Source organism: Enterobacter roggenkampii, assembly GCF_001729805.1.
GTDB lineage: Bacteria > Pseudomonadota > Gammaproteobacteria > Enterobacterales > Enterobacteriaceae > Enterobacter > Enterobacter roggenkampii.
The window spans coordinates 2,836,070-2,853,672 of sequence record NZ_CP017184.1 but is presented as its reverse complement, the minus strand read 5'-3'; the positions used below and the strand labels follow the sequence as shown (position 1 = coordinate 2,853,672).

Below are 17,603 nucleotides of genomic sequence, written 5' to 3'. Positions count from 1 at the left end.
TCAGGAGTATTATTTTATGGCGGATAAAGAGCTTAAGTTTTTGGTTGTGGATGACTTTTCCACCATGCGTCGCATTGTGCGCAACCTGCTGAAAGAGCTGGGCTTCAATAACGTTGAAGAAGCAGAAGACGGCGTGGATGCGCTGAACAAGCTGCAGGCGGGCGGGTTTGGTTTTGTGATCTCCGACTGGAACATGCCAAACATGGACGGTCTGGAACTGCTGAAAACCATTCGTGCTGATGCGGGAATGGCGTCCATGCCGGTGCTGATGGTCACGGCAGAAGCGAAAAAAGAGAACATCATTGCCGCTGCACAGGCGGGCGCAAGCGGCTACGTGGTGAAGCCATTCACGGCGGCGACCCTGGAAGAGAAGCTCGGTAAGATCTTCGAGAAACTCGGCATGTGAGGTGTTGGTTATGATGCAACCTGCTATGAAACCCGTTGAAGAACACTCGCCGAGCGACATCATCGTCCGCATCGGCAGCCTGACGCGCATGCTGCGTGACAGCCTGCGTGAGCTGGGTCTGGATCAGGCGATTGCCGAAGCGGCGGAAGCGATTCCTGATGCCCGCGATCGTCTGGACTACGTCGTGCAGATGACCGCTCAGGCCGCTGAACGTGCGCTGAACAGCGTGGAAGCGTCGCAGCCGCACCAGGATGCGATGGAAAAGGGGGCGAAAGCGCTGACCAAACGCTGGGACGAGTGGTTTGAGAACCCTATCGAGCTGGCGGATGCCCGCGAACTGGTGACCGATACCCGCCAGTTCCTGGGGGATGTGCCTGGCCACACCAGCTTCACCAATGCCCAGCTGCTGGACATCATGATGGCGCAGGATTTCCAGGACCTGACCGGTCAGGTGATTAAGCGCATGATGGATGTGATCCAGGAGATTGAGCGCCAGCTGCTGATGGTGCTGCTGGAGAACATCCCGGAACCGGCAGCCCGTCCAAAACGCGAGAACGAAAGCCTGCTCAATGGTCCACAGCTCGACGCCAGCAAGGCGGGCGTGGTGGCAAGCCAGGATCAGGTGGACGACCTGCTGGACAGCCTCGGCTTCTGATGGTCCATTCCGCTTCAGGGGGTTAACGCCGCCTGGGGCGGTTTGCGACAAAATCACCGAAAAGAGCCCGAATAAACGGGCTTTTCCCGCCATTGGATTTCCGCTGCGCTGGCATGATACCCGTGACGTAATGGGCTGAGCGTGCACAGTGGCAGAAGAGAACGACGACAAAACGGAAGCCCCCACACCCCACCGACTAGAAAAGGCGCGTGAGGAAGGGCAGATCCCCCGATCCCGAGAATTGACCTCCCTGCTGATCCTTATCGTAGGGGTGTGCATTATCTGGTGGGGCGGGGAGTCGCTCGCCCGCAAGCTGGCGGGCATGCTCTCAACCGGCTTACGTTTTGACCACAGTATGGTCAACGATCCGAATCTGATCCTCAGCCAGATTATTCAGCTGATTAAAGGGGCCATGGTTGCGCTGCTGCCCCTCATTACCGGGGTTGTGCTGGTCGCGCTGGTCTCGCCGGTGATGCTCGGCGGTCTGGTCTTCAGCGCCAAATCGCTGCAGCCGAAATTTTCCAAACTCAACCCGCTGCCGGGTATTGCGAAAATGTTCTCTGCCCAGACCGGGGCCGAATTGCTCAAAGCCATTCTCAAATCGGTGCTGATGGGCAGCTCCGCGGGGTTTTACCTCTGGTACCACTGGCCGGAAATGATGCGTCTTATCAGCGAATCGCCGCTCACCGCGATGAGCAACGCGCTGAATCTGGTCGGGCTCTGCGCGCTGCTGGTGGTGCTCAGCATTATCCCGATGGTGGGTTTTGACGTGATCTTCCAGCTCTATACCCACTTCAAGAAGCTGCGGATGTCGCGTCAGGATATCCGTGACGAATATAAGCAGATGGAAGGTGACCCGCACGTGAAGGGGCGCATCCGCCAGATGCAACGTGCCGCCGCCCGTCGCCGCATGATGGACGATGTGCCAAAGGCCGACGTCATCGTTACCAACCCGACACACTATTCCGTTGCGCTGCGCTATGACGAAAACAAAATGAGCGCGCCGAAAGTGGTGGCGAAAGGGGCGGGGCTGATCGCGCTGCGTATCCGTGAAATTGGCACCGAACACCGCGTGCCGATCCTCGAAGCCCCTCCGCTGGCGCGTGCCCTGTACCGCCATGCGGATATTGGACAACAGATCCCGGGACAACTTTACGCCGCCGTGGCGGAAGTGCTGGCCTGGGTATGGCAGTTGAAGCGCTGGCGTCTGGCCGGCGGTCAACGGCCTGTGAAACCTGAGAACCTTCCGGTGCCTGCCGCGCTGGATTTTATGAACGAGAAGGACACTGATGGCTAATCTGGTGGCAATGTTGCGCCTGCCCGGCAACCTGAAATCGACCCAATGGCAGATCCTGGCCGGGCCGATTCTGATCCTGCTAATTCTATCGATGATGGTACTGCCGCTCCCGGCGTTCATCCTCGACCTGCTTTTCACTTTCAATATCGCGCTGTCCATTATGGTGCTGCTGGTGGCGATGTTCACCCAGCGTACCCTGGAGTTCGCCGCGTTCCCGACCATTCTGCTGTTTACCACCCTGCTGCGACTGGCGCTGAACGTGGCGTCCACGCGTATCATCTTGATGGAAGGCCACACCGGGGCGGCCGCGGCAGGTAAGGTGGTGGAAGCGTTCGGCCACTTCCTGGTGGGCGGTAATTTCGCTATCGGTATCGTGGTGTTCGTCATCCTCGTGATCATCAACTTTATGGTCATCACCAAAGGTGCAGGGCGTATTGCGGAAGTGGGCGCGCGCTTTGTGCTGGACGGGATGCCGGGCAAGCAGATGGCGATCGACGCCGACCTGAACGCCGGGCTAATCGCCGAAGATGAAGCCAAAAAGCGCCGTGCGGAAGTGACGCAGGAAGCGGACTTCTACGGCTCCATGGACGGTGCGAGTAAGTTTGTGCGCGGTGACGCCATCGCGGGCATTCTGATCATGGTGATTAACGTGGTCGGCGGCCTGCTGGTGGGCGTATTGCAGCACGGGATGGACATGGGCCACGCGGCGGAAAGCTATACGCTGCTGACCATCGGTGACGGTCTGGTCGCGCAGATCCCGGCGCTGGTGATCTCCACTGCGGCGGGTGTCATCGTGACCCGCGTGAGCACCGATCAGGACGTTGGCGAGCAGATGGTGGGCCAGCTGTTCAGTAACCCGCGCGTGATGCTGCTGGCCGCGGCGGTGCTCGGGTTGCTCGGCCTGGTGCCGGGTATGCCAAACCTCGTCTTCCTGCTGTTTACGGCGGCGCTGCTGGGCCTTGCCTGGTGGATGCGTGGCCGTGAAACCAAACCGGCAGCGGAACCTGTTCCGGTCAAAATGCCGGAGAATAATCAGGCCGTCGAAGCGACCTGGAACGACGTTCAGCTGGAGGATTCTCTGGGAATGGAAGTCGGGTATCGCCTGATCCCGATGGTCGATTTCCAGCAGGACGGCGAGCTGCTCGGCCGTATCCGCAGTATCCGTAAAAAATTCGCCCAGGACATGGGCTTCCTGCCGCCTGTGGTACACATCCGCGACAATATGGACCTGCCGCCCGCGCGCTATCGCATCCTGATGAAAGGCGTTGAAATTGGCAGCGGTGATGCCTATCCGGGCCGCTGGCTGGCGATTAACCCCGGCACCGCCGCAGGCACGCTGCCGGGCGAGCAAACCATCGATCCGGCCTTTGGTCTGGCCGCGATCTGGATTGAAAGCGCGCTAAAAGAGCAGGCGCAGATCCAGGGTTACACGGTTGTTGAAGCCAGTACCGTGGTGGCAACCCACCTTAACCACCTGATTGGGCAATTCTCGGCGGAGCTGTTTGGCCGTCAGGAAGCGCAGCAGCTTCTGGACCGCGTCACGCAGGAGATGCCGAAGCTGACGGAAGATCTGGTTCCGGGCGTGCTGACCTTAACCACGCTGCACAAGGTGCTGCAAAACCTGCTCGACGAGAAGGTGCCGATCCGCGATATGCGCACCATTCTGGAAACGCTGGCAGAGCACGCGCCAATCCAGAGCGATCCGCACGAGCTGACGGCGGTGGTGCGCGTGGCGCTGGGCCGGGCAATCACCCAGCAGTGGTTCCCGGGAACCGGAGAAGTGCAGGTGATCGGCCTCGATACGCCGCTTGAGCGTCTGCTGCTGCAGGCTCTGCAGGGTGGGGGCGGCCTGGAGCCGGGCCTGGCGGACCGTCTGCTGGCGCAAACCCAGGAGGCGCTGGCGCGTCAGGAGATGCTCGGCGCGCCGCCGGTGCTGCTGGTGAACCACGCGCTGCGTCCGCTGCTGTCCCGCTTCCTGCGCCGCAGCCTGAGCCAGCTGGTCGTGCTGTCGAATCTGGAGCTGTCGGATAACCGTCATATCCGCATGACCGCGACGATTGGAGGAAAATAATGCGTAAATGGCTTTGGATGCTGTTCTTCCCGCTGGCGGCGCAGGCTGCCGGGGGAGGCACCTGGCAGGCGAGCAGCATAGGGGTGACCCTCAGCAACCGCGGTGTTGCCATGTCGTCTAACCCGCTGGCGCCTGCTGAAGAGGTTTCCGGTCTGATGGGTCTGGTGGTCTGGAACTACCGGCTGATTGGCCCAACGCCAGCGGGCCTGCGGGTGCGCCTCTGCTCTCAGACGCGCTGCACGGAAATCGATGGCGAAAATGGAACAACGCAGGCGTTCAACGGCGTGCCGGCTATTGAACCTTTGCGTTTCATCTGGGAAGTGCCGGGCGGGGGACGTTTGATCCCGGCGCTGAAGGTGCAGAGTAATTCTGTCATCGTGAACTACCGCTGACGGTTGAATTGTCAGGACTGCAAAAAAACAAAACCCGGCGATTGCCGGGTTTTTGGTATTACATACGTTCTACGGTTTCGATACCCAGAGTATCCAGACCCAGTTTCAGGGTCTTCGCCGTCAGCTGCGCCAGCTTCAGGCGGCTGTTGCGGACCGATTCATTCTCCGCAGAGAGAATAGGGCAGTGCTCGTAGAAGCCGGAGAACAGACCCGCCAGATCGTACAGGTAAGCACACATCACGTGCGGCGTGCCGTCACGTGCGACCACGGTCAGCGTCTCTTCGAACTGCAGCAGACGCGCCGCCAGCTGCGCTTCACGATCTTCCGTGATGGTCACGGTGGCATTCGCCAGCACGCTTTCGTCGATATTGGCTTTGCGGAAGACCGACAGCACGCGGGTGTAAGCGTACTGCATGTACGGCGCCGTGTTGCCCTCAAACGCCAGCATGTTATCCCAGTCGAAGATGTAGTCGGTGGTACGGTTCTTGGAGAGATCCGCGTATTTCACCGCGCCGATACCCACGGCGTTCGCCAGTTTTTCCAGCTCGTCGGCCGGCATGTCTGGATTCTTCTCGGCCACCAGACGACGGGCGCGTTCCAGCGCTTCGTCCAGCAGGTCGGAGAGCTTCACGGTCCCGCCCGCGCGGGTTTTGAACGGCTTGCCGTCTTTACCCAGCATCATGCCGAACATGTGGTGTTCCAGCGGAACGCTGTCCGGTACGTACCCGGCTTTACGCACGATGGTCCACGCCTGCATCAGGTGCTGGTGCTGACGGGAGTCGATGTAGTACAGCACGCGGTCGGCGTGCAGCGTTTCATAACGGTATTTCGCACAGGCGATATCGGTCGTGGTGTAGAGGTAGCCGCCATCCTTTTTCTGGATGATCACGCCCATCGGTTCGCCTTCCTTGTTTTTGTACTCATCAAGGAACACCACCGTTGCGCCTTCGCTCTCCACCGCCAGGTTTTTCGCTTTCAGGTCAGCCACAATGCCGGGCAGCATTGGGTTGTACAGGCTTTCACCCATCACGTCATCACGGGTCAGGGTGACGTTCAGACGGTTATAGGTAAGCTGGTTCTGAGACATGGTGATGTCAACCAGCTTGCGCCACATCTCGAGGAAGTATTGATCGCCGCCCTGCAGTTTTACCACGTAGCTGCGCGCGCGCTCGGCAAAGGCTTCATCTTCGTCATAGTGCTTTTTGGCTTCGCGATAAAACCCTTCCAGGTCCGCCAGCGCCATTTCGCCTGCGTTTTCCTGCTGCTGTTTTTCCAGGTAAGCAATCAGCATCCCGAACTGGGTACCCCAATCGCCCACGTGGTTCGCGCGGATCACCTTGTGACCGAGGAACTCGAGCGTACGCACCGCGGCATCACCGATGATGGTGGAGCGCAGGTGGCCAACGTGCATCTCTTTCGCCACGTTCGGGGCAGAGTAGTCGATCACGACGGTCTGCGCTTCCGGCTGGGAAACACCCAGACGATCGGATTTCAGCGCCGCGTCAACGTGGCTTGCCAGGAAGGCAGGCTCAAGGAAAATGTTGATAAAGCCCGGGCCGGCGATTTCGGTTTTGCTGGCAATGCCGGCGAGATCCAGATGCGTCAGTACCTGCTCAGCGAGCTGTCGCGGCGGCATACCCAGTTTTTTAGCCACTGCCATCACGCCATTAGCCTGATAGTCGCCAAACTGTACTTTTGCTGACTGACGAACCTGCGGTTCGCAATCCGCAGGCGCGCCTGCGGCAATCAGTGCCTGACTGACTTTTTCGGAGAGAAGAGCCTGAATATTCACCTGGATACCTTACTTTTTTGATGCGGGCTCACAACCACCCGCGCCAGTTAGAGAATTTAGGGCGGGAGTATACTGCAAATGCCTTCTGCCGTCAGCATCGCGGGGCCTGAAGATCGCTCAGAATCCAGGCTAAGAAGGTGTGCATAAACATGCAGTCGTAAAAAGCCGGATTCTGCGGTTGGTCAAAACAGAGCAACAGAGTAAATTAGCGGCTTTGCGACACGAAAAGAGAGTGACTTATGGCGAACTGGCAATCCATTGACGAACTGCATGATATTTCCGCAGATTTACCGCGCTTCACCCAGGCGTTCACAGAACTTGCCACCCGTCTCGGCCTGGATATTGCGCCGCTCGAGGCCGATCACATCTCTTTGCGCTGCCATCAGAATGCCACCGCAGAACGCTGGCGTCGCGGATTTGAACAGTGCGGCGAGTTACTGTCCGAGAATATCATTAACGGTCGCCCCATCTGCCTGTTCAGGCTGCGTGAGCCGGTGAACGTGGCCCACTGGCAATTCACCGTGGTTGAACTGCCGTGGCCGGGCGAGAAGCGCTATCCGCACGAAGGGTGGGAGCACATTGAAATTGTCCTGCCGGGTGAGCCGGAGACATTAAACGCGCGCGCGCTGGCCCTGTTAGCTGACGAAGGCTTAAGCCAGCCGGGGATTTTTGTGAAGACCAGTTCGCCCAAAGGCGAACGCGAGCGGTTACCCAACCCGACGCTCGCCGTCACGGACGGGCAGGTCACGGTGAAGTTTCATCCCTGGACCATTGAGCAGATCGTTGCCAGTGAGGCGCAAGAGATGTGAGTTCCCGCCGGGACTGAAAACAGACGGCATGTCATGATGGTGCGTTTGGTGGAATTTAAGGAGGATTACATGGCGCTGCTGGAGATTTGCTGTTACAGCGTGGAGTGTGCCGTCACCGCGCAAAATTACGGGGCTGACCGCATTGAACTGTGTGCGGCACCCAAAGAGGGCGGGCTGACGCCTTCTTACGGCGTGCTGAAGGCTGCCCGTCAGGCCGTCACGATTCCCGTTCACCCGATTATTCGCCCGCGCGGCGGTGATTTTTGTTACACGGCGGGCGAGTTCGGTGCCATGCTTGATGATATCGCCCTCGTGCGCGACCTGGGGTTCCCCGGGCTGGTCACCGGCCTGCTGGATGAAGACGGCAATATCGACCTCCCGCGCATGCGTCAGGTCATGAGCGCCGCGCAGGGGCTCGCCGTCACTTTTCATCGCGCATTTGATATGTGTAAAGATCCGCTTCAGGCCTTTGAAACGCTTGGAGAAATTGGCGTGGCGCGCATTCTGACATCGGGTCAACAGCCGTCCGCTGAAAAAGGACTGCAATTAATTACGGAACTAAAAGCACATTCCGGTGTTCCAATAATAATGGCGGGTGCGGGAGTCCGTGCCAGCAATCTGGAACGGTTTTTAAACGCCGGGGTAGAAGAGCTGCACAGCTCGGCAGGCAAATGGATGCCGTCACCCATGCGTTATCGCAATACAGGATTGTCAATGTCGACGGATGCTGAAGCGGATGAGTATTCACGCTACGGCGTAGAGGGAGAGTCGGTTGCGGAAATGAAGTCGCTGATTGAGCGCCATCACGTGTAGCAACGTACCGATTTTTACCGCGCATCATGTCGCCCAATATGATGCTTGCTTGTACCAGGCCCCTGCCAATTACACAGGGGCCTTTTTTTCTCCTTCATATTTCAAGCCGCAGCCGCGTTGGCCGCCTCGCTCACCCCGGTCACTTACTGATGTAAGCTCCCGGGGATTCGCTGCGTTGCCGCCTTGCTGCAACTTGAACTATTTTGGAGAAAACGTGCGACGCGTAGGCCGGGTAAGGCGCAGCCGCCACCCGGCTAACAGGCTACGGCTTCGTCGCAATCAACACCGCTCGCATCGGGGCCGGATAGCCTTCGATGGTTTTGCTGTGATCGGCCGGGTCGAGGAACTGCTCCAGCGATTCGGTGATCATCCACTCGGTCCGGCGCTGCTCTTCGATAGAGGTCACGCTGACATCGGCAATTCGCACATCCACAAATCCGCACTTCTCCAGCCAGTTCTTCAGGGCCAGCGCGGAAGGGATGAAGTAAACGTTGCGCATCTGCGCGTAGCGATCGCCCGGTACCAGAACGGCATGTTCATCGCCTTCGATCACCAGCGTTTCCAGCACCAGCTCGCCGCCGCTGACCAGCTGATCTTTCAGTTGCCACAGGTGCTCCAGTGGGGAACGGCGGTGATACAACACGCCCATGGAGAACACGGTATCAAAGGCTTTCAGTGCGGGCAGCTGCTCAATACCCAGCGGCAGCAGGTGCGCGCGCTGGTCGTTACCCAGCAGCTTACGTACCGCTTCAAACTGACACAGGAACAGCTGCATCGGGTCGATACCAACCACCAGATGCGCGCCCGCGCCAATCATGCGCCACATGTGATAGCCGCTACCGCAGCCCACGTCCAGAATGGTGCGCCCGGTCAGGTCGGAAAGGTGCGGCAGAACGCGATCCCATTTCCAGTCTGAGCGCCATTCGGTGTTGATGTTCACGCCGTACAGCGAGAACGGCCCTTTACGCCACGGCATCAGGTTGCGCATCAGCGTTTCGATGCGGTTTATCTGCCCTGGCGGAAGCGGTTCTTCACTCTCTGCGGTGACGCTGTGCAGAAGATCCAGACGATGCGGGGTCAGTTCCGGCAGGAACTCCACCGCGTTTGACCACTGCTTTAACAGGCCGTGCTGCTGATCCCGCTGCCAGGCGGCAATCTGCGCAGGCAGCGTCTCCAGCCAGTGGGAGAGGTGATTTTTGGCAATCAGCTGATAGAAGTTGCTGAACTCGATCATGCGGGTTTCCCCGCTTTCAGCGCCACCAGCGATCCAAAGTTGAAGCACTGGAACCACAGTTCGCTATGCTCAAATCCGGCCTGACGCAGGCGCGCCTTGTGGGTTTCTACGGAGTCCGTCAGCATCACGTTTTCGAGCATGCTGCGCTTCTGGCTGATCTCCAGCTCGCTGTAGCCGTTCGCCCGTTTGAAATCGTGGTGCATATTGAACAGCAGCTCGCCAACCTCGGCATCTTCAAAGCTGAATTTCTCCGAGAGCACCAGCGCGCCGCCAGGATTCAGCCCCTGATAGATTTTGTCCAGCAGCAGCTGGCGGTCTTCCGGCACCAGGAACTGCAGCGTGAAATTCAGCACCACCATCGAGGCGTTTTGGATCTCGATCTCACGGATATCGCCTTCCACCACGTCAACCGGAACAGGGGCCTTGTAGGCGTCAATATGGCGACGGCAGCGTTCCACCATGGCCGGAGAGTTATCCACGGCAATGATTCGGCAGCCTTCGTGATGAACGTTACGACGTACCGACAGCGTTGCCGCGCCGAGCGAGCAGCCCAGGTCATAGACCTGCGTGCCGGGTTGAACGAAGCGCTCAGCCAGCATGCCGATCATAGAGATAATATTGGAATAACCGGGAACAGAGCGCTGGATCATATCCGGGAAGACTTCGGCTACCCGTTCATCGAAGGTCCAGTCGCCCAGGCTGGCGATAGGCGCGGAAAAAAGCGTGTCGCGATCTGACATAACGTAAAAATCCGGGAAAAATAAAGTGGCGTATTGTGCGCTAATGGAGGGAGAAAACCAACTCCCACGGCATATACCACAGGTTAGCCAGCACCATCAGCAAAAGCGAACACCAGGTTGCACTCATGCCGGAACGACGCCAGCGGATTAAGCGGTGGTGAAAGCCGTAATAATGCATCAGGCGGCCAGCGATAAGCAGCAGGCCACAGATGTGCACCATCCAGGTTTCTGCGCCATTCATCTCCATAAACAGCAGCAGGATGAGGGCCGCGGGGATGTATTCGACCGCATTGCCGTGAATGCGGATAGCACTTTGCAGCTCGGAAAATCCGCCGTCACCGTAAGAAACGCGGTAAAGCGTTCTGAGGCGCACAACGTCAAATGAAAACTTAATCAGCAGTAATGCACCTAACACCGCGTACAGCGCGCTGACCATACAAACTCCCTGTTTTTGGCAGATGGCACTTCCCTATGATAGGGGGTGATATCAGAAAAGAGAAGATTGTTGTGGGATGGAAGGGGCGCTGCCCACGGACGGCACCGCAGCCTGCAAGGCCTGCCACAGAGCATCGACCAGTTCGGGGGCCTGGGCAATATCCGGCGTGTGCAAAAAGAGATACGGCGTGGTGGTGTGTTCCCACGAGGCCAGTTTTTCCAGCCAGACGGCGAACATCGCCTGGTTTTGCGGCATGTTATCGCTGCCGATAAACCTGACCATTGGGTTTTGCGCGGTCACGATGGCGTGGACCGGCACTTTCGGTTTTTTACGCTGAGCTTCAACGATGGCCTCGTTATGCGGTATCGCGCTGTGCACCGGACGGCTATCGAGGATCACACGGTTAACGGAACGCTCAAGCAGGCCGCGGTTGAGCGCTTTTTCCGCTTCGCCTTTCGCAAAGAAGTCCTGGTGCCGAACCTCCACGCCGTAGGTAAATTCCCGGGGCAGGGCATCCAGGAACTGCCAGAGCGCAGGCAGGTCGCGCGGAGCAAACGTGGCCGGAAGCTGCAGCCAGTACTGCCCGATGCGGTTTGCCAGAGGCGCCATCCGGCCAAAGAATTCGTCGGTCAACTCACCGCAGTTTCGCAGCGCGGCCTGGTGAGAAATGGTCGCCGGAAACTTGAAGCAGAAGCGGAAGTCGTCGGTCGTTTGTTCCCGCCAGCGCGCAACAATCTCGGCTTTCGGGAGCGCATAGAGGGTAGTGTTACCCTCGACGCAGTTGAAGTGTCGGGCATACTCCTCAAGGCTGGTGATGCCCAGCCGCACCCATTTCGGGTGCGACCACTGGGGCAGGCCCACATACATCATAACGCGCTGAGGATCTCGTCCGTGCTGCGCACGCGACCGATGCGCGGGAAGATGTGCGTCATGCTGCACTGGTGCTGTTCCGCCGAGGCCGCGCTACACGCATCTTCGGCAATCACCAGATTAAAGCCCAGTTCCCACGCGTTGCGGGCGGTCGACTCCACGCCGATATTGGTGGAAATGCCGCACAGGATGATCGTGTCAATGCCGCGACGGCGGAGCTGCAGCTCGAGATCGGTCCCGTAGAAGGCGCCCCACTGACGTTTGGTCACTTCGATGTCGCCGTCGCGTTTGCCGAGCGAGACCGGGTACGTCCACCAGTTTTCCGGCAGGGCGCGGGCGGGAGTTTGCGCATCAACGGGCTGTTTTAACGCTTCTGCGTAATCCGCAGACCAGCCGACGCGCACCATGACAACCGGGGCACCGCTGGCACGGCATTTTTCCGCCAGGCGGGCGGCGCGGCTGACCACATCGTCCGCGGTATGCGGGCCACCGGCGAAGGGCAAAATGCCTTCCTGTAAATCAATCACCACAAGCGCGGTTTTGCTGGCATCAAGGGTTAACATCGTTACTCCCGTTAAATGAATCACTTCCACACACCATACGACGCGATGGCCTGTTATTGGTCGCATAATTTTGTTAATTTTTGTGAGAATGCGCAATAAGAGTGCAGCAAACGACCGCCTGGCCGTGGTTCGCTCTTATCGTCCGGCGGAATTTCCAGTATAATAGCCGCCTTTTTTCATCCAGTTGTGACATACAGAAAGCTGCGACATAGTAGCCTGCATACCAGGCGACATTTAGCCTGCGGCTAATTAAGGGATATCTCATGCGTACAGAATATTGCGGGCAGCTGCGTCAGTCCCACGTCGGACAGCAGGTCACCCTGTGTGGTTGGGTCAATCGTCGTCGTGATCTTGGTAGCCTTATCTTCATCGATATGCGCGACCGCGAAGGTATCGTTCAGGTGTTCTTCGATCCGGATCGCGCAGATGCGTTGAAGCTGGCCTCTGAGCTGCGTAATGAGTTCTGCATTCAGGTCACCGGCACCGTGCGTGCGCGTGACGAGAAAAACGTTAACGCCGACATGGCGACGGGTGCCATTGAAGTGCTGGCGTCCGATCTGACGATCATCAACCGTGCTGAAGCGCTGCCGCTGGACTCCAACCACGTCAACACTGAAGAAGCGCGTCTGAAATACCGCTATCTGGATCTGCGTCGTCCGGAGATGGCTCAGCGCCTGAAAACCCGTGCGAAAATCACCAGCCTGGTGCGTCGCTTTATGGATGACCACGGTTTCCTCGATATCGAAACCCCGATGCTGACCAAAGCCACGCCGGAAGGCGCGCGCGATTACCTGGTGCCATCCCGCGTCCATAAAGGCAAATTCTACGCGCTGCCACAGTCTCCACAGCTGTTCAAACAGCTGCTGATGATGTCCGGCTTCGATCGCTACTATCAGATCGTGAAATGCTTCCGCGACGAAGACTTGCGTGCTGACCGCCAGCCTGAATTTACCCAGATCGATGTGGAAACCTCCTTCATGACCGCCGAGCAGGTGCGTGAAGTGATGGAAGCCCTGGTGCGTAGCCTGTGGAATGACGTGAAAGGCGTTGAGCTGGGCGATTTCCCAATCATGACCTTCGCGGAAGCCGAGCGTCGCTACGGCTCTGACAAACCAGACCTGCGTAACCCGATGGAGCTGGTGGACGTAGCTGATCTGGTTAAAAACGTGGAGTTCGCGGTCTTCGCGGGTCCGGCTAACGACGCCAAAGGCCGCGTAGCCGCGCTGCGTGTACCGGGCGGAGCGGCTCTGAGCCGTAAGCAGATCGACGACTACGGCAACTTCATCAAGATCTACGGCGCGAAAGGTCTGGCCTATATTAAAGTGACCGAGCGTGCGAAGGGTCTGGAAGGTATCACCAGCCCGGTTGCGAAATTCCTGAACGCGGACATCGTGGAAGCGATCCTGGAGCGCACCGGCGCGCAGGACGGCGACATGATCTTCTTTGGTGCAGATAACAAGAAAGTCGTTGCGGATGCGATGGGCGCGCTGCGTCTGAAGCTCGGTAAAGACCTGAATCTGACCGACGAGAGCAAATGGGCGCCGCTGTGGGTTATCGACTTCCCAATGTTTGAAGACGACGGTGAAGGCGGCCTGACCGCGATGCACCACCCGTTCACCTCGCCAAAAGACATGACGGCTGCCGAGCTGAAAGCGGCACCGGAAGAGGCCGTCGCCAACGCCTACGATATGGTCATCAACGGCTACGAAGTGGGCGGTGGTTCCGTGCGTATTCACAGCGGTGAAATGCAGCAGACCGTGTTCGGCATCCTGGGCATCAACGAGCAGGAGCAGCGCGAGAAATTCGGTTTCCTGCTGGACGCGCTGAAATACGGTACGCCTCCGCACGCGGGTCTGGCCTTCGGTCTTGACCGTCTGACCATGCTGCTGACCGGCACCGATAACATCCGTGATGTTATCGCTTTCCCGAAAACCACTGCTGCAGCGTGTCTGATGACCGAAGCGCCAAGCTTTGCCAACCCGGCCGCACTGGCTGAGCTGGGCATTGAGGTGGTGAAGAAGGAAGAGAAAAACTGATATGACATATAAGCTCCCCGTTTCGGTCCTGGTGGTCATTTATGCAGAAGACACGAAGCGGGTGCTGATGTTGCAGCGGCGCGATGACCCTGAATTCTGGCAGTCGGTTACCGGCAGTCTGGAAGAGGGGGAAACCGCGCCGCAGGCCGCCGCGCGTGAAGTAAAGGAAGAGGTCGCCATTGACGTTGCCCGCGAGCAACTGACCCTGAAGGACTGTCAGCGCACGGTGGAGTTCGAAATTTTTAGCCATTTACGTCATCGCTACGCGCCGGGTACCGAGCGCAATACGGAATCGTGGTTCTGTCTCGCGCTCCCCCATGAACGGGAGATCGTGTTTACCGAACACCTGACCTACCGCTGGGTGAATGCGGCGGATGCCGCCGCACTGACCAAGTCGTGGAGCAACCGGCAGGCGATTGAAGAATTTGTAATTAACGCAGCCTGAAAAGGCGCGATTTTTGGAGAACTTTTTATGGCAGGTCATAGTAAGTGGGCCAACACCAAACACCGCAAAGCGGCACAGGATGCCAAGCGCGGTAAGATCTTTACCAAAATCATTCGCGAGCTGGTGACGGCAGCGCGTCTGGGCGGCGGCGATCCGGCCTCTAACCCACGTCTGCGCGCGGCGGTGGATAAAGCGCTGTCCAACAACATGACGCGTGACACCCTGAACCGTGCTATCGCACGTGGCGTGGGCGGTGATGAAGACGCGAACATGGAAACCATCATTTATGAAGGTTACGGTCCTGGCGGTACGGCGGTGATGGTTGAGTGCCTGTCCGACAACCGTAACCGTACCGTTGCGGAAGTGCGCCACGCGTTCACCAAAACCGGTGGCAACCTGGGCACTGACGGTTCTGTTGCTTACCTGTTCAGCAAAAAAGGCGTCATCTCCTTCGAGAAAGGCGACGAAGATGCGATCATGGAAGCGGCGCTGGAAGCCGGTGCGGAAGACGTAGTGACCTTCGACGACGGCGCTATCGACGTTTATACCGCCTGGGAAGAGATGGGTGCCGTGCGCGATGCGCTGGAAGCGGCGGGCCTGAAAGCGGACAACGCTGAAGTCTCCATGATCCCGTCCACCAAAGCGGACATGGATGCAGAAACGGCACCAAAACTGCTGCGTCTGATCGACATGCTCGAAGACTGCGACGACGTGCAGGAAGTGTACCACAACGGTGAAATCTCTGATGAGGTTGCAGCGACTCTCTGATGAGAGCGTGTAAACCCGTTACAGGAGACGCGTGATGTCGATTATTCTCGGGATTGACCCAGGCTCACGCGTCACCGGTTATGGCGTTATCCGTCAGGTGGGACGCCAGTTAACCTACCTGGGCAGTGGCTGTATTCGCACCAAAGTGGACGATCTGCCGTCGCGCCTGAAGCTCATCTATGCGGGCGTGTCGGAGATCATCACCCAGTTTCAGCCGGACTATTTCGCCATCGAGCAGGTCTTTATGGCGAAAAATGCCGATTCGGCGCTAAAGCTCGGTCAGGCGCGCGGGGTGGCCATTGTCGCTGCGGTGAACCAGGATTTGCCGGTATTCGAATACGCGGCAAGGCAGGTTAAGCAGACGGTGGTGGGCATCGGTAGCGCGGAGAAAAGTCAGGTGCAGCACATGGTGCGGACCCTGCTCAAGCTCCCTGCGAACCCGCAGGCCGACGCCGCCGATGCGCTGGCGATTGCGATTACCCACTGTCACGTCAGCCAGAACGCGATGCAAATGAGCGAATCGCGGCTCAATCTGGCGCGAGGCAGGTTACGATAATGACAAATCAGGCTGGATGTTTATCCAGCCTTTTTTTATTATGTCGGCAGTTAATTTCTTCCAGAACGCAGGAGCGTCACGTGATAGGCAGACTCAGAGGCATCATCATTGAAAAACAACCCCCGTTAGTGCTGCTGGAAGTGGGTGGCGTGGGCTATGAAGTCCATATGCCGATGACCTGCTTCTACGAGCTGCCGGACGCGGGCAAAGAGGCGATTGTCTTTACCCAGTTTGTGGTGCGTGAAGATGCTCAGCTGCTGTACGGCTTCAACAACAAACAGGAACGCACCCTGTTCCGCGAGCTGATTAAAACCAACGGCGTCGGGCCGAAGCTGGCGCTGGCGATCTTATCCGGCATGTCTGCACCACAGTTTGTGAATGCCGTTGAGCGTGAAGATCCTGCGGCGCTGATTAAGCTTCCTGGCATCGGTAAGAAAACGGCAGAACGCCTGATTGTCGAGATGAAAGACCGCTTTAAAGGCCTGCATGGCGATCTCTTCACGCCGGCGGCCGATCTGGTGCTGACCTCCCCAGGCGCGCCTGCGACGGATGATGACGCCGAGCAGGAAGCGGTTGCCGCGCTGGTGGCGCTGGGCTATAAACCTCAGGAGGCCAGCCGCATGGTAAGTAAAATTGCCAAACCGGACGCCAGCAGTGAAACCCTGATTCGTGAAGCGCTGCGCGCTGCATTGTGAGGTAAAGGATGATTGAAGCAGACCGCCTGGTTTCGGCAGGCACTGTTCAGGCAGAGGATGTGGTGGATCGCGCGATTCGCCCAAAACTGCTTGATGAGTACATTGGCCAGCCGCAGGTTCGTTCCCAGATGGAGATTTTTATCCAGGCGGCAAAGCTGCGCGGCGATGCGCTCGATCACCTGTTGATTTTTGGCCCTCCGGGTTTAGGCAAAACCACGCTGGCGAATATCGTCGCTAATGAAATGGGCGTTAACCTGCGCACCACCTCCGGCCCGGTGCTGGAGAAGGCGGGCGATTTGGCGGCCATGCTGACCAACCTCGAACCGCATGACGTGCTGTTTATTGATGAGATCCACCGCCTGTCACCGGTGGTGGAAGAGGTGCTCTATCCGGCGATGGAAGATTATCAGCTGGATATCATGATCGGTGAAGGTCCGGCTGCGCGCTCCATCAAAATCGATCTGCCGCCGTTTACCCTGATAGGCGCAACGACGCGAGCCGGGTCGTTGACCTCTCCACTGCGCGACCGTTTCGGTATCGTGCAGCGTCTGGAGTTTTACCAGGTGGCCGATCTCCAGCACATCGTTGGCCGCAGCGCCCGCTATATGGGGCTGGAGATGAGCGAAGAGGGGGCGTTTGAAGTGGCGAAGCGTTCCCGCGGTACGCCGCGTATCGCCAACCGCCTGCTGCGCCGCGTGCGTGACTTTGCTGAGGTGAAGCACAACGGTTCGATCTCCGCTGAGATCGCCGCGCAGGCGCTGGATATGCTGAACGTTGATGCCGAAGGTTTTGACTACATGGACCGCAAGCTGCTGCTGGCGGTGCTGGACAAGTTCTTTGGTGGCCCGGTCGGGCTGGATAACCTGGCGGCGGCAATCGGGGAAGAGCGTGAAACCATTGAGGATGTGCTTGAACCGTATCTGATCCAGCAGGGCTTCCTGCAGCGTACCCCGCGTGGGCGTATGGCCACGGTGCGGGCGTGGAATCATTTCGGCATTACGCCACCGGCAATGCCGTAAGCAGCG

General features: G+C 58.3%; 19 protein-coding genes. 13 read left to right on the top strand and 6 right to left on the bottom strand.

The genetic code is table 11. From position 1 onward, the window contains the following. Window positions 1-16 precede the first annotated feature (16 nt). The 5 genes from cheY (at window position 17) to flhE (ending at window position 4,821) form a co-directional block, all read left to right on the top strand. Window positions 17-406: a chemotaxis response regulator CheY gene (gene cheY, locus BFV67_RS13425; protein ID WP_008500431.1), complete on the top strand. Its 390-nt coding sequence runs from the start codon at window positions 17-19 to the stop codon at window positions 404-406. A 10-nt stretch (window positions 407-416) separates the two neighbouring features. Next, window positions 417-1,061 carry a protein phosphatase CheZ gene (gene cheZ / locus BFV67_RS13420; protein WP_008500432.1) on the top strand — a complete coding sequence of 215 codons (645 nt, stop codon included), beginning with the start codon at window positions 417-419 and terminating at the stop codon, window positions 1,059-1,061. Window positions 1,062-1,209: 148 nt separating this feature from the next. After that, a complete protein-coding gene (gene flhB / locus BFV67_RS13415) occupies window positions 1,210-2,358 on the top strand; it encodes a flagellar biosynthesis protein FlhB (RefSeq protein ID WP_021240449.1) in 1,149 nt (382 codons plus the stop codon). Continuing rightward, window positions 2,351-4,429, top strand: coding sequence for a flagellar biosynthesis protein FlhA (gene flhA / locus BFV67_RS13410; RefSeq protein WP_008500434.1), 2,079 nt, complete (start codon window positions 2,351-2,353; stop codon window positions 4,427-4,429). The genes flhB and flhA overlap by 8 nt, the downstream gene beginning before the upstream one ends. Continuing rightward, complete coding sequence (gene flhE, locus BFV67_RS13405; RefSeq protein ID WP_023325526.1) at window positions 4,429-4,821, top strand: flagellar protein FlhE; 393 nt, start codon at window positions 4,429-4,431, stop codon at window positions 4,819-4,821. The genes flhA and flhE overlap by 1 nt, the downstream gene beginning before the upstream one ends. A gap of 58 nt (window positions 4,822-4,879) precedes the next feature. On the opposite strand, the gene argS is transcribed toward flhE, so the two are convergent. Continuing rightward, a complete protein-coding gene (gene argS, locus BFV67_RS13400; protein WP_008500436.1) occupies window positions 4,880-6,613 on the bottom strand; it encodes an arginine--tRNA ligase in 1,734 nt (577 codons plus the stop codon). 239 nt (window positions 6,614-6,852) lie between these two features. Here argS and BFV67_RS13395 point away from each other — a divergent pair, with 239 nt between their 5' ends. Continuing rightward, window positions 6,853-7,422 (top strand): VOC family protein, encoded by a 570-nt coding sequence (locus BFV67_RS13395; RefSeq protein WP_039266608.1) that lies wholly within the window; start codon window positions 6,853-6,855, stop codon window positions 7,420-7,422. A 69-nt stretch (window positions 7,423-7,491) separates the two neighbouring features. Beyond that, window positions 7,492-8,235 carry a copper homeostasis protein CutC gene (cutC, locus tag BFV67_RS13390; protein ID WP_069598958.1) on the top strand — a complete coding sequence of 248 codons (744 nt, stop codon included), beginning with the start codon at window positions 7,492-7,494 and terminating at the stop codon, window positions 8,233-8,235. A 262-nt stretch (window positions 8,236-8,497) separates the two neighbouring features. Here the strand turns inward: cutC and cmoB are convergent, their stop codons facing one another. The 5 genes from cmoB to BFV67_RS13365 are packed head-to-tail and all read right to left on the bottom strand — an operon-like array spanning window position 8,498 to window position 12,078. Further along, complete coding sequence (gene cmoB / locus BFV67_RS13385) at window positions 8,498-9,469, bottom strand: tRNA 5-methoxyuridine(34)/uridine 5-oxyacetic acid(34) synthase CmoB (RefSeq protein ID WP_025912287.1); 972 nt, start codon at window positions 9,467-9,469, stop codon at window positions 8,498-8,500. Then, window positions 9,466-10,209 (bottom strand): carboxy-S-adenosyl-L-methionine synthase CmoA, encoded by a 744-nt coding sequence (cmoA, locus tag BFV67_RS13380; protein WP_023325522.1) that lies wholly within the window; start codon window positions 10,207-10,209, stop codon window positions 9,466-9,468. The genes cmoB and cmoA overlap by 4 nt, the downstream gene beginning before the upstream one ends. Before the next feature lie 40 nt (window positions 10,210-10,249). Then, window positions 10,250-10,645 carry an MAPEG family protein gene (locus BFV67_RS13375; RefSeq protein WP_021240443.1) on the bottom strand — a complete coding sequence of 132 codons (396 nt, stop codon included), beginning with the start codon at window positions 10,643-10,645 and terminating at the stop codon, window positions 10,250-10,252. 51 nt (window positions 10,646-10,696) lie between these two features. Next, entirely contained in the window at window positions 10,697-11,515 is an 819-nt protein-coding gene (locus BFV67_RS13370) for a DUF72 domain-containing protein (protein WP_023293959.1), read from the bottom strand. Then, window positions 11,512-12,078: a hydrolase gene (locus BFV67_RS13365; protein ID WP_069598489.1), complete on the bottom strand. Its 567-nt coding sequence runs from the start codon at window positions 12,076-12,078 to the stop codon at window positions 11,512-11,514. Before BFV67_RS13365 ends, BFV67_RS13370 begins: the two co-directional genes overlap by 4 nt. Before the next feature lie 263 nt (window positions 12,079-12,341). On the opposite strand from BFV67_RS13365, the gene aspS reads away from it, so the two are divergent. The 6 genes from aspS to ruvB all read left to right on the top strand — a co-directional run bounded on the left by aspS (window position 12,342) and on the right by ruvB (window position 17,597). Then, complete coding sequence (aspS, locus tag BFV67_RS13360) at window positions 12,342-14,114, top strand: aspartate--tRNA ligase (RefSeq protein ID WP_008500445.1); 1,773 nt, start codon at window positions 12,342-12,344, stop codon at window positions 14,112-14,114. A gap of 1 nt (window position 14,115) precedes the next feature. Then, window positions 14,116-14,559 (top strand): dihydroneopterin triphosphate diphosphatase, encoded by a 444-nt coding sequence (gene nudB / locus BFV67_RS13355; protein ID WP_008500446.1) that lies wholly within the window; start codon window positions 14,116-14,118, stop codon window positions 14,557-14,559. Window positions 14,560-14,586: 27 nt separating this feature from the next. Further along, window positions 14,587-15,327: a YebC/PmpR family DNA-binding transcriptional regulator gene (locus tag BFV67_RS13350; RefSeq protein WP_008500447.1), complete on the top strand. Its 741-nt coding sequence runs from the start codon at window positions 14,587-14,589 to the stop codon at window positions 15,325-15,327. Window positions 15,328-15,361: 34 nt separating this feature from the next. Then, on the top strand, window positions 15,362-15,883 hold the full coding sequence (ruvC, locus tag BFV67_RS13345) for a crossover junction endodeoxyribonuclease RuvC (RefSeq protein WP_003859749.1): 522 nt from the start codon (window positions 15,362-15,364) through the stop codon (window positions 15,881-15,883). Between the two features lie 80 nt (window positions 15,884-15,963). After that, a complete protein-coding gene (gene ruvA / locus BFV67_RS13340) occupies window positions 15,964-16,578 on the top strand; it encodes a Holliday junction branch migration protein RuvA (protein ID WP_023617042.1) in 615 nt (204 codons plus the stop codon). A gap of 8 nt (window positions 16,579-16,586) precedes the next feature. Next, complete coding sequence (gene ruvB / locus BFV67_RS13335) at window positions 16,587-17,597, top strand: Holliday junction branch migration DNA helicase RuvB (protein WP_008500449.1); 1,011 nt, start codon at window positions 16,587-16,589, stop codon at window positions 17,595-17,597. Window positions 17,598-17,603: the final 6 nt, after the last annotated feature.